Source organism: Ruegeria sp. CDSB029 (genome assembly GCF_059611125.1).
In genome coordinates this window covers 186,117-197,826 of the sequence record NZ_JBXWOX010000008.1, presented here as the reverse complement: position 1 = coordinate 197,826, position 11,710 = coordinate 186,117, and the positions used below count along the sequence as shown (strand labels likewise).

Sequence of the window (11,710 nt, the reverse complement as noted above, 5' to 3'; positions counted from 1 at the left end):
CTATTATTGGCCATCGTGTTTTGACCCTGCGCCGGGCCATCACTATATAGGCGTCACCGCGAGTAAAAGGCAGTAACGTGATCCGTTTCATTCTTTCGATTTTCGGGGCGATCTTCAGCCTCGTGACATTGGGTATCTTCATGGCCGCGCTGGTCGTCGGCGCGATCTTCTGGATGTATGGGCGCGACCTGCCCAGCCATGAATCGTTGGCGCAGTACAAACCGCCCACGATCAGCCGAATCTATTCGGGCGAAGGCCAGTTGATCGACGAGTTCGCGCAGGAACGCCGTTTGTTCACGCCGTCCGAAGAGATTCCAGATCTGGTGAAGCAGGCGTTTATCTCGGCTGAGGACAAGAATTTCTACACCCACCAAGGTTACGATCCGCGCGGTATCATTGCCGCCGGTGTCGAGGCGGTGAAGTCCAAGGGCGAAACCGTTCGCGGTGCATCGACCATTACACAACAGGTGATGAAGAATTTCCTGCTGTCCGGCGACCGCCGCGCCGAGCGGAAAATCAAGGAAATCATCCTCGCCACCCGGCTTGAGGATACGCTGGACAAGGAACAGATCCTCGAACTTTACATGAACGAGATCTTTCTGGGTCAGAACTCCTATGGCGTGACCGCTGCTGCGCAGACCTATTTCAACAAGACTTTGCAGGGACTGGAGCCGCACGAGGCCGCAACTTTGGCCGCCATGCCCAAGGCACCGTCGGATTATCACCCGGTTCGGCAAAAGGACCGCCTGCTGGCGCGCCGCAACTACGTTTTGCGCGAGATGAACCAGAATGGGTATATCGATCAGGCGACCTATGAGGTCGAAGTCGAAATGCCCCTCCGATCGGTCCAGAACGGAGATTTCGAAAGCTTCCGTACGGCGTTGCCGCCGCGTGACTATTTCACCGACGAGATCCGCCGCCAACTGAGCGAGGATTTCGGCGAGGGCGAATTCTTTACTGGGGGTTTCGCGGTTCGCGCTTCGGTTGACGAGGAAATGCAGCTTGAGGCAGCCAAGGCCTTGCGCACCGCATTGCAGAAATACGACCGTTCACGTGGGAAGTGGCGTGGTACGGGCGAGGTGATCCCAGAAGAAAAACTGGCGGATGAGGCGCAATGGCGCGAAGCCTTGGCCATCATGGAAATTCCCCGCGACGTAGTGCTGCCGACCCAGTGGTATCCGGCCGTTGTACTGAATGTGGGTGAACAGCAATTGACCGTAGGGATCGAGGACGGTCCGGCAGACGGCATCGTCCCGCGTGCTGACATCAAATGGATGCAAGGTGATTTTGCGGCAAACTTCAAGCGCGGTGACGTCATTCTGGTCATGGCTGGAGAGGAAGGCCAGTGGTCCGCCCGTCAGGTACCGGAAGTGCAGGGCGGCTTTGTTGCGATGGACGTGAACTCGGGCCGTGTTCTGGCGATGCAGGGCGGGTTCTCGTATCAGGATTCGGTGTTCAACCGCGCCACACAGGCGCAGCGCCAGCCGGGTTCCAGCTTCAAACCCTTCGTCTATGCCGCCGCGCTGGACAGTGGCTATAGCCCTGCAACCATCGTTGTGGATGCCCCGATTGAGGTGAACACCCCCCAAGGTCTGTGGCGACCCAAGAACTCGTCGAACAAATTCTACGGCCCAACGCCGCTGCGCACGGGGATCGAACAGTCACGGAACCTGATGACCATTCGTCTGGCGCAAGAGGTGACCATGCCTGTTGTCGCTGGCTACGCGGAACGGTTTGGTGTCTATGACCGTATGGGCGCGTTCCTGGCGAACTCGCTGGGGTCGGAAGAAACCACGCTGTACAAGATGGTCGCCGCGTACGCGATGTTCGCAAATGGCGGGGAGCGGGTGGAACCCACTCTGGTTGACCGTATTCAGGATCGGTTCGGCAAGACGATCTATCGCCATGATGACCGTCAGTGCTTGGATTGTAACTCGGCCTGGCTTGAGCCGGACGAGTCGCCCACCATCGAGACCAATCGCTCTCAGGTCATGGATGCGATCACCGCCTATCAGTTGACGTCGATGATGAAAGGTGTGGTTGATCGCGGGACCGCGTCCAGTGTCGTCAATCTGCCGGTGCCTACTGCGGGTAAAACGGGTACGACGAACGAATCCAAGGATGCGTGGTTCATTGGCTTCACCTCGAACATCGTTGCTGGTTGCTATATCGGTTATGACCGCCCGCGTCCGATGGGGCGGGGGGCCTATGGGGGTACGTTGTGCGGGCCAGTGTTCCAGAGCTTCATGGAGAAAGCCGTCGAGAAATACGGCGGTGGTCCGTTTGATGTGCCCGAAGGCGGCCACTTCATCAAGATCGACCGCTTTAGTGGCGCGCGCCTGCCTGCCGATGCTTCCGGTGACTATGTCGTGGCCGAATATTTCCGCGATGGCGTCGACGGCTTTATCGACCGTGTCTACGACGGTGGCTTTGCGATGGGCTCCGACCTGCCTCTGTTCGAAGAGGCCAGCTCGGGCCGTCAGGTTACCACGTCGACCGGCAACACAATCACTGTTGGCCCCAACGCCAGCCAGGGTGATCTGCAGGGCGGCGGTCTTTACTGATCCGCTGCTTTCAGGAGAAGGTTCAACAGGTCTTCTTCCGGGTCATGTGTGACGGTGCCATCTGCGCGCCAGAAGATCGACAGAGCACATTTTGCGGCACCCCATTGGGCAAGTCGTCCTTTTTTTACCCGCATGGCGGTCGCGTATAGCGCCAGGCCAGTTTCAATCTGTTCAGGTCGGCGAACCCACTCTGGCATGCCTTTGGGGTGGCGCAGGGCATTGGCCAGCTCGAATGCCGGGTCGCCGATGTACCCCTTGGCGTCAAAGACCCGAGGCCCGGCAGGTGTTGCGATCACGTTGTCATGATGCAGGTCCCCGTGCAGCGGAACAACCGTATCCTGCGTGTCCAGAAGGTGACGGCCAATGCTGATCGCTTGCATCATGTCGTGCCGTAGTCGGATCGGGCAATCGTCCGAGAATTGACAGTCGAAAACTGGCGCGAAGACTTCCTGAAGCGGTTTCAGCCGGGTCGTGTCGATGGTCGACCTTTGGTGCAGTCGATCCGCTGCCGTCGCCAGACCGCGCACTGCTTCATCCGGGCGACCTGACCGTGCGATATCCCCAAGTGACGGTCCTTCAAGCCATTCCGTCAAAACGGCGTTGGGGGCCTCGGCCAGTATGTGCACAGCACCCCGGTCACGCCACAGGTGCATCAGGTGCGGGCCAGCTGTTTCATTGCCACGGTTTGGGCGGCGATAGATCTTGAGGGTGGCAGGCGTGTTGTCCAAAGTTCGGACCTTCCACACGTGTGCATGCCCGGTATTTGCGACGGGCTGTGCGTCTTCCAAATCCCATCTGGTCAGAAACTCGTTCAACGCGTTTTGCATTCCGTCTCGCCTGTCTTGTGGTGGCCCGCGCCTCTTGCTATCACGCAGGCCTGATTGAGCAAGTTGGGACAAGACCATGCGCGCCGAAACCCAGAACACCGTGGCGGAAATCGAAAAGTCGCTGGAGCTGCTGGCGCAGCGTATGGACTATGAGACCGCTCCTCATCGTCTTGAGGAATTCAATGCGCGGGTCGAAGATCCCAACCTGTGGGACAACCCTGAGAATGCGCAGAAACTGATGCGCGAGCGTCAGATGTTGGTGGACGCCATTGAAACCTATGAGTCGATCAAGACCGATCTGAGCGACAATATCGAGCTGATCGAACTTGGTGAGATGGAAGAGGATGAAGAGGTCGTCACCGACGCCGAAGACGCCATTCAGAAATTGGGGGCGAAGGCCGCCAAGAAGGAGCTTGAGGCGTTGCTGGATGGCGAGGCCGACGGCAATGACACGTTCCTTGAAATCAACTCGGGCGCCGGTGGCACCGAAAGCTGTGACTGGGCCTCGATGCTGGCGCGCATGTATGTCCGTTGGGCCGAGAAGAAGGGCTACACGGTAGAGCTGCAGTCCGAGACTGCGGGCGAAGAGGCGGGCATCAAATCCGCCGCCTACAAGATTTCGGGTCACAACGCCTATGGCTGGCTGAAATCCGAAAGCGGCGTGCATCGTCTGGTGCGCATTTCGCCATTTGACTCGGCGGCCAAGCGGCACACATCCTTCAGTTCGGTCTGGGTCTATCCGGTGGTCGACGACAATATCGAGATTGAGGTGAACCCGTCCGAAATTCGTATCGACACATATCGGTCTTCGGGCGCGGGTGGTCAGCACGTGAACACCACGGACTCGGCGGTTCGGATTACCCACATTCCGACCGGGATCGTCGTGACCAGTTCTGAGAAATCGCAACACCAGAACCGTGATATTGCCATGAAAGCCCTGAAATCGCGCCTGTACCAGCAGGAATTGGACCGTCGCAACGCGGACATTAACGCAGCACATGAGGCCAAAGGTGATGCGGGCTGGGGCAACCAGATCCGGTCTTATGTTTTGCAACCTTATCAGATGGTCAAGGATCTGCGCACCAACCATGAGACGTCTGACACCAAGGGTGTTCTGGATGGCGATCTGGATGGGTTCATGGCTGCCACCCTTGCGATGGATGTGGCGGGCAAGAGCCGCTCCGAGGCGCAAGGCGACGGCTGAGACGCCGCCAGGGGGCACTGCCCCCGTCTCCGCAGGCGGAGACTCCCCCGGGATGATTTTGGCCAGATGACGCGGATCTGTGCACTGCGGTGCGCAAGGTAAAAGATATATGTAAAACACGGGTTTAAATGGGGTTGCTGCCTCGCTAGGCTGATCGCGACTTGGTAACACTGAATGCGATGGATCCCGGATGGATTTAAGTCAGACAACCGCAACTGCCTTGTTGGCGGCGCTTTCGGCCCGGCGTCTCTTAGCCGCTGATCTGATGCGTGAAACCTTGGATCGCATTGCGGCGGTCAACCCGCCGCTGAATGCGATTGTTGCGCTGCGTGATGAAGAGGCGCTGATGGCCGAGGCGCGTGCGCTGGATGCGGGGTCAGTGACGGGCCCGTTGCATGGGTTGCCAATTGCGGTCAAAGATCTGGTGAATGTCGCCGGGGTGGTGTCGTCGCAGGGATCACCGCTGTATCGCGATCATGTACCCGAACAGGACGATCTGATAGCCGCACGAATGCGGGCGGCCGGCGCAATCCTGATCGGTAAAACAAATACGCCAGAGTTCGGTTTGGGCTCGCACACGTTCAATCCCGTTTATGGTGCCACGCGTAACCCGTATGATCACTCTAAGACATGCGGTGGATCATCGGGTGGGGCAGCGGTTGCGCTGGCCACCGGGATGGTGGCGCTGGCGGATGGCTCTGACATGATGGGCAGTCTGCGCAATCCCGCGGCCTGGAACAATGTCTATGGGTTTCGCCCAAGTTGGGGACGTGTGCCGCCTGAACCGGTGGGCGACATATTCCTTCACCAACTGTCCACGCTTGGCCCAATGGCACGAGCCCCGGAAGATCTGGGTGTGTTGTTGGACGTGATTTCAGGGCCGGACCCGCGGCATCCTGCAACCCCGCACAATGCTGCAGTGTCTCCTGTTCAGGCGGCCGATCTGGCCGGTATGCGGATTGGCTGGCTGGGCGACTGGGGTGGGGCGTTCCCGTTTGAGGATGGTATTTTGGACCTGTGCCGGGATGCGCTGTCCGTTTTCGTACAGCAGGGGGCGCAGGTTGAAGCTGTTGCGCCGCCCTTTGATGCCGAACGCATATTCGAAAGCTGGTCGACCTTACGATCCTGGAGCGTGGCGGCAAGTCTCGCCCCGCAGTCTGAACAGCGGGCGCAGTTGAAGGACACGGCGCAATGGGAGCTTGACCAGGGGCAAGCCTTGACGGCGATGCAGGTGCATCAGGCAAGTGTTGTACGATCGGATTGGTTCCGGCGCGCGGCTGAACTGTTCGAAGGATTTGATGCGTTGATCCTGCCGTCTACTCAAGTCTGGCCGTTTGAACTTGAGCTCCCGTATCCCACCGAGATTGCCGGTAAAAGCATGGATACCTATCACCGCTGGATGCAGGTCATGATTCCAGTCAGCTTGATTGGCTTGCCGTGTATGTCGGTGCCGGTAGGGTTTGGGGCAGGCGGGTTACCGATGGGCATGCAAGTCTTTGGCCCGCGCGGCGCGGATACGGATATATTGTCAATCGGAGCCGCGTATCACGACGCGACCGGGTGGCCACAAAACCGACCGGCTTGAGGAGAGCGCCGGAAACAGGAGGAGAAACAGAGCATGGAAAAACCCTTTGGGGTTCCGGATATGGGACCTGTGGATGCCGGAATGCTGCGCGAGGCGTTGCGCCATGCCTGGGCTGATTTTCGTCGGGCACCTGTTTTTGGCCTGTTGTTCGGTGGGTTCTATGTGTTGGCTGGCTTGGCCATGGCGTGGGTCACGGTGCAGACGCAGACGTCATTCTGGCTGGTGCTGGCCACCATAGGGTTCCCATTGCTCGGCCCTTTTGCGGCAGTAGGGTTGTATGAGGTGTCACACCGGTTGGAACAGGGTGAACCTTTGGATTTCAAAGAGGTTTTCGGCGTTGTCCTCCAGCAGAGCCGTCGTCAATTGCCATCCATCTGCGCGATTATCGTGGTGATTTTCCTGTTCTGGTTTTTCTTGGGTCATATGATCTTTGCGTTGTTCATGGGGCTGTCGACCATGACCAACGTCTCCAGTTCGCTAGAGGTCTTTATGACACCCAATGGCCTGACTATGCTGGCCGTCGGCAGCATCGTGGGGGCCATTTTCGCCCTTATTCTATACATGATCACCGTCCTTTCGATCCCGATGTTGCTGGATAGAGAACTGGACTTCGTGACTGCGATGATCGCCAGTTTCAGCTATGTTCGGTCGAACCCGAAGATCATGCTGGGGTGGGGTGTGTTCGTGGCTGTCGTGACATTTTTGGCCATGATCCCGTGGTTTTTGGGATTATTGATCGTCTTGCCTTTGCTGGGGCATGCCAGTTGGCACCTGTATCGTCTGATCACTCTGGCAGGAGCCGGGAAAGACGCTTGAAGAGCCTATGCAGCGCTTTGCTTGAGCCGTTTGGCAGCGCGCGCCGCAGGAAGGGCGGCCTTTGCCTGATTGCCCAAATAGTTCAGCGAAATCCGGCGCATTGTGGTCGCCTGAGCGTTGGTCTTGGACAGGCAAATTGCAATGCCACGCCATCGCTCGGAGTTTTCTTCAGCGCCGCGCGTTACAAGGTAGATACGGCTGTTTTGGGCTGCGCGGCTGGACATAAGGATAAAAATCTGCCGTCCGGCGCAAGCCGCGATGCCTTGTACTTCACGTCTGGTGGTGTCGGCCGGTATCCCCTCATTTTCGGGCTCATAGCTGCGCACCAGCGTGCATTGCGGCAAACGGCGCGTGTGGATCAGCCGGTGTCTGGTCATGGGAGATCCGTCCAGTCCCGTTTCCGTCGCATAATAAAAGCCCGCCGGCAGCAGGTTTTCGGTCAGCGTTGAGGGGCCGGATCCCAGGAATTCAGTCAGGGCCGAAGCAGCCGGATGTTCCGGTGGCGTTTCAATTTCCTCCAGAGGCCGCAACAGGATACGGGCGTCGACCTCGAAAAACCGGCACATGCGATCCAGAACATCGGGGCGGGGAAAGCTCTCACCGGCCAGATATCTGTTGAATTGGGTCCTGTTGATGCCCAGCTGGCGGCACAGCTCGGACACGGACGAATATTGCCGCGACAATTGTCGCAGATTGTCGCCGAACATCCGGCGCAATTCATCAGGACTGCGGATACTCATGGTCATTTCTGTCCCAGGTTCCAGAGTGTCATTTCAAAAAGTGCGACGCACCCGACCTTTTTGGCCGTGCATGCATTCACAATCGTACTGGTGACCCCAGCTGGCGCATCCCAACACCACGCTACGCCCCCGAAGTTAACGTTGGGGCAGGCAAACGCAATAGGCTTTACGTCAATTTGTATGATCTTTTTGGGTAACCATGCTCATAAGCAACATACAGCAGTATTGTTTGAGCATGTCCTGGGACTGCGCCTCGCCCCGGTATCAAAAGGGGGGGGCGAGGCGAAAAAGTCAGTCGCCGCGCAGCAGGGCGGCCACGCCGGTGCGTGCAATCTCGACAAGGCCCAGCGGGCGCATCAGATCGGCAAAGGCGTCGATTTTGTCAGGGGCACCGGTGAGCTCGAAGATGAACGAATTCAACGTGCTATCGACAACGCTGGCGCGAAAGATATCGGCCAGACGCAGCGCCTCGACCCGCTTGTCGCCCGCGCCGACAACCTTGATGATCGCCAGTTCCCTCTCGACCGATGGGCCTTCGACAGTCAGGTCGTGAACATCGTGCACCGGAACGATACGGCCCAATTGGGCTTTGATCTGTTCGATCACCTGAGGGGTGCCGGTGGTGACGATGGTGATGCGGCTTAGGTGGCCAGTGTGATCCACCTCGGCGACGGTCAGACTTTCGATGTTGTAACCCCGGCCCGAGAACAACCCGATCACGCGAGCTAGCACACCCGGTTCGTTTTCGACCAAGACAGCAATCGTATGGCGTTCCTGCACGTCCGAAAACGTGGGGCGTAGGTTATAGGCGGAATGGCGCGTTGCACCTTTTTTGATATGTAGGGCAGACATTTATGTCCCTTTCATAATCCTGTGATGGTCGGGTGCCGGTGCACCCGACAAAATCTGTCGAATTGTGTCAGACCAGAACCGAACCTTTGGAATCGATTACGCCCTGTGTCTCGGCCTCGCCCAACAGCATTTCGTTATGTGCCTTGCCCGACGGGATCATGGGGAAGCAGTTCTCGTGCTTTTCCACCAGACAGTCAAAGATCACCGGACCGTCATAGTTGATCATCTCCATGATGGCGTCATCCAGATCGGCCGGATCGGAACACAGGATGCCCTTGGCCCCGAAGGCCTCGGCGAGTTTGACGAAATCGGGCAGGGCCTCGGACCAGGAATGTGAGTACCGCTCGCCATGCAGCAGTTCCTGCCACTGACGGACCATGCCAAGGCGTTCATTGTTCAGAATGAACTGTTTTACTGGCAGACGGTACTGCGCTGCGGTGCCCATTTCCTGCATGTTCATCAGCCACGAGGCCTCGCCCGCGACGTTGATGACCAGCGCGTCAGGGTGCGCCATCTGCACACCGATGGAGGCCGGGAAGCCATAGCCCATCGTGCCCAATCCGCCCGACGTCATCCAGCGGTTCGGATCTTCGAAGCCCAGATACTGCGCGGCCCACATCTGGTGCTGACCGACCTCGGTGGTGATGTAACGGTCGTGCTTTTTGGTCAGATCTTCCAGCCGTTCAAGCGCGTATTGCGGTTTGATCGTCTTTTCGCTGTTGGTGTAGGCCAGACAATTGACCTTGCGCCATTCGGTGATCTGATCCTGCCACTTGGCAACCGACGCCTCATCTGTCTTGCGGCCACGCGCTTTCCAAACCTTCAGGATGTCCTCCAGCACATGTGCAACATCACCAACAATCGGGATGTCCACGCGGATCACCTTGTTGATCGAGGAAGGGTCGATGTCGATATGGGCCTTTTTCGAGTTGGGCGAGAACGCGTCAATCCGCCCGGTGATCCGGTCATCGAACCGCGCACCGATGTTAATCATCAGGTCGCAGTCATGCATCGCCAGATTGGCCTCATACAGACCATGCATGCCCAGCATGCCCAGCCAGTTTTTGCCCGACGCCGGGTATGCGCCAAGGCCCATCAGGGTCGAGGTGATCGGGAAGCCGGTTGCATCGACCAGTTCGCGCAGCAACTGGCTGGCCGCTGTGCCGGAATTAATGACGCCGCCGCCGGTGTAAAAGACGGGCTTCTTGGCGGTCTCAATTGCGGCGACCAGTTCGGTGATCTCCTCCAAATCGCCCTTCACTATCGGTTGGTAGTGCGAGGTCGAGGGCTTTGGAGCGCTATAGTCACCGGTTGCGAACTGAACGTCCTTGGGGATATCGACAAGAACCGGACCAGGGCGACCCGAGGTGGCGACATGGAATGCCTCGTGCATCGTGTCGGACAGCGAGTCCGTGTCCTTGACCAGCCAGTTATGCTTGGTGCAGGGGCGGGTGATGCCGACGGTGTCCGCTTCCTGGAACGCGTCCGAGCCAATCATGAACGTCGGAACCTGTCCGGTCAAAACCACAATCGGGACCGAATCCAGCAGCGCATCCGTCAGGCCGGTCACGGCGTTTGTCGCGCCGGGGCCAGAGGTCACAAGGGCAACGCCGGGCTTGCCGGTCGAGCGAGCATAACCTTCGGCTGCGTGAACTGCGCCTTGTTCATGCCGCACCAGAATGTGACGAATATCGTTTTGCAGAAAAATCTCATCATAAATCGGTAGCACAGCACCGCCGGGGTATCCGAATACCGTGTCCACGCCCTGATCCTTGAGGGCCTGAACTACCATCTTTGCGCCGGTCATCTCACGTGTCATCTGCTTTGCTCCGTTCGCGACATGTGTCTTGCGTTTGACAAAAAAAAGCCCCCGAGATTTTCGGAGGCGCATGGGTTCGATTATGGTTTACCGTTACCGGCCCATGCGCGTGGTTCCTACGATTACGACTAGCGTTCTCATCGCCAGAGGCTCCTTCTTTGCGTGCAGGGACATTATGAGCCGGGGCAAGGGGCGTCAACAGGCTTTTGCACCAATTTTCTAACTCTGAGGGTGAATTTTGCGACATTTTATTGCGCAGATTGACGCATGCAGGGAATATTCAGGAAAGATACCCCCTTTCACCTCCAAATTTCTGCCTTGAGGGTAGTCAAAAAGCGGCATCGCTATGTCCGAAACAAGCATGATGAGTAGTTTTGACTGCGGCACGCTGAGAGTGACCGAACAAGGAAGGGAGGCGGAGGATGATCCATGATCTCGTTGATCTGGGGCGGTATCCGATCGATTGCCCGGACTCGCGCGCACATGAACGACTGATCGGTGATCTCCGCCGCGAGTTGGATCAGGACGGCTGCGCCGTTTTACCCGGTTTTATCCACCCCGAAGGTTTGGCGCAGCTATTGAAAGAGGCGGATGCCGTGGCCGACCGGGCGCACCGCTCTTTCAACCGCACCAACGCTTATTTCTCAAAGGACGATCCCCGGTTGGACCTGAATCACCCAATACGCAGATTCTATGACCGGTCGAACGCCTTCGTTCCGGCAGACAACTTTCCCAAATCGGGTCCACTGCGCCGAATCTATGAGTTCGAGGGCTTTTTGCCGTTCATACGCGATGGGCTGGATGAGCCGGAGGATCGGTTCTTTCGCTATGACGACCCGCTGGCGGATGTGATCGTCAACGTGGTCGAAGAAGGGCAGGGCTTTCCCTGGCATTTTGATACCAACAACTACACCGTGACACTGGCCATCCAGAATGGCGAGGTGGGTGGGGCCTTTGAATACGTGCCGAACTTGCGCAGCACCGAATACGAGAATTTCTCGTCCGTGGCTTCGGTGCTGGATGGAAACCGGGCACTGGTCAGGACGTTGGAGCTGCAGCCCGGAGACTTGCAGATCTTCAAGGGCAGATACGCCTTGCACCGGGTCGCCCCGGTCCAAGGGGCGCGTAGCCGGTATGTCGGTATCTTTTCCTTTGTCGAAGCCGAAGGTATGTGTGGTGGGATTGAACGTACCAGGCAGCTGTATGGGCGGGTTCTGCCGCATCATCACCAGCGAGTGGGATTGCGCAAGGATCAGTTGTTGGATTGACCGGCTGCAGGTTACAATCGAGAGCAGAGGCTACC

At 57.9% G+C, this 11,710-nt stretch carries 9 protein-coding genes; 5 read left to right on the top strand and 4 right to left on the bottom strand.

Annotated elements, in window-relative coordinates; translation table 11 throughout:
- Window positions 1-77 precede the first annotated feature (77 nt).
- Window positions 78-2,564, top strand: a complete 2,487-nt coding sequence (locus tag AC2FI8_RS12250) for a penicillin-binding protein 1A (protein WP_496767010.1) — start codon at window positions 78-80, stop codon at window positions 2,562-2,564.
- Here AC2FI8_RS12250 and AC2FI8_RS12245 read toward each other — a convergent pair.
- Window positions 2,558-3,391, bottom strand: a complete 834-nt coding sequence (locus AC2FI8_RS12245; protein ID WP_496779263.1) for an aminoglycoside phosphotransferase family protein — start codon at window positions 3,389-3,391, stop codon at window positions 2,558-2,560. The genes AC2FI8_RS12250 and AC2FI8_RS12245 overlap by 7 nt on opposite strands.
- Before the next feature lie 76 nt (window positions 3,392-3,467).
- Here AC2FI8_RS12245 and prfB point away from each other — a divergent pair, with 76 nt between their 5' ends.
- From prfB to AC2FI8_RS12230, 3 genes are all read left to right on the top strand, one after another.
- The gene (gene prfB, locus AC2FI8_RS12240) at window positions 3,468-4,595 is read left to right on the top strand and encodes a peptide chain release factor 2 (protein ID WP_058277539.1); all 1,128 of its coding nucleotides are present in this window, start codon (window positions 3,468-3,470) and stop codon (window positions 4,593-4,595) included.
- Window positions 4,596-4,785: 190 nt separating this feature from the next.
- Entirely contained in the window at window positions 4,786-6,180 is a 1,395-nt protein-coding gene (locus AC2FI8_RS12235; protein ID WP_496779261.1) for an amidase, read from the top strand.
- A 33-nt stretch (window positions 6,181-6,213) separates the two neighbouring features.
- Entirely contained in the window at window positions 6,214-6,996 is a 783-nt protein-coding gene (locus tag AC2FI8_RS12230) for a DUF2189 domain-containing protein (protein WP_496779259.1), read from the top strand.
- Window positions 6,997-7,001: 5 nt separating this feature from the next.
- On the opposite strand, the gene AC2FI8_RS12225 is transcribed toward AC2FI8_RS12230, so the two are convergent.
- The 3 genes from AC2FI8_RS12225 to AC2FI8_RS12215 all read right to left on the bottom strand — a co-directional run bounded on the left by AC2FI8_RS12225 (window position 7,002) and on the right by AC2FI8_RS12215 (window position 10,407).
- Window positions 7,002-7,736 (bottom strand): helix-turn-helix domain-containing protein, encoded by a 735-nt coding sequence (locus AC2FI8_RS12225; RefSeq protein ID WP_496723309.1) that lies wholly within the window; start codon window positions 7,734-7,736, stop codon window positions 7,002-7,004.
- Between the two features lie 291 nt (window positions 7,737-8,027).
- Window positions 8,028-8,588, bottom strand: a complete 561-nt coding sequence (gene ilvN / locus AC2FI8_RS12220) for an acetolactate synthase small subunit (protein WP_496767016.1) — start codon at window positions 8,586-8,588, stop codon at window positions 8,028-8,030.
- A 67-nt stretch (window positions 8,589-8,655) separates the two neighbouring features.
- Entirely contained in the window at window positions 8,656-10,407 is a 1,752-nt protein-coding gene (locus AC2FI8_RS12215) for an acetolactate synthase 3 large subunit (protein ID WP_496779257.1), read from the bottom strand.
- 422 nt (window positions 10,408-10,829) lie between these two features.
- Between AC2FI8_RS12215 and AC2FI8_RS12210 the strand changes: the two genes are divergently transcribed.
- Entirely contained in the window at window positions 10,830-11,675 is an 846-nt protein-coding gene (locus AC2FI8_RS12210) for a HalD/BesD family halogenase (protein WP_496767018.1), read from the top strand.
- Window positions 11,676-11,710 lie beyond the last annotated feature (35 nt).

What these genes read in the sequence shown, in the direction of transcription:
- AC2FI8_RS12245 (WP_496779263.1), bottom strand. Translation starts at nt 3,391, where the DNA reads ATGCAAAACGCGTTGAACGAGTTTCTGACCAGATGGGATTTGGAAGAC.
- prfB (WP_058277539.1), top strand. Translation starts at nt 3,468, where the DNA reads ATGCGCGCCGAAACCCAGAACACCGTGGCGGAAATCGAAAAGTCGCTG.
- AC2FI8_RS12235 (WP_496779261.1), top strand. Translation starts at nt 4,786, where the DNA reads ATGGATTTAAGTCAGACAACCGCAACTGCCTTGTTGGCGGCGCTTTCG.
- AC2FI8_RS12230 (WP_496779259.1), top strand. Translation starts at nt 6,214, where the DNA reads ATGGAAAAACCCTTTGGGGTTCCGGATATGGGACCTGTGGATGCCGGA.
- AC2FI8_RS12225 (WP_496723309.1), bottom strand. Translation starts at nt 7,736, where the DNA reads ATGAGTATCCGCAGTCCTGATGAATTGCGCCGGATGTTCGGCGACAAT.
- ilvN (WP_496767016.1), bottom strand. Translation starts at nt 8,588, where the DNA reads ATGTCTGCCCTACATATCAAAAAAGGTGCAACGCGCCATTCCGCCTAT.
- AC2FI8_RS12215 (WP_496779257.1), bottom strand. Translation starts at nt 10,407, where the DNA reads ATGACACGTGAGATGACCGGCGCAAAGATGGTAGTTCAGGCCCTCAAG.
- AC2FI8_RS12210 (WP_496767018.1), top strand. Translation starts at nt 10,830, where the DNA reads ATGATCCATGATCTCGTTGATCTGGGGCGGTATCCGATCGATTGCCCG.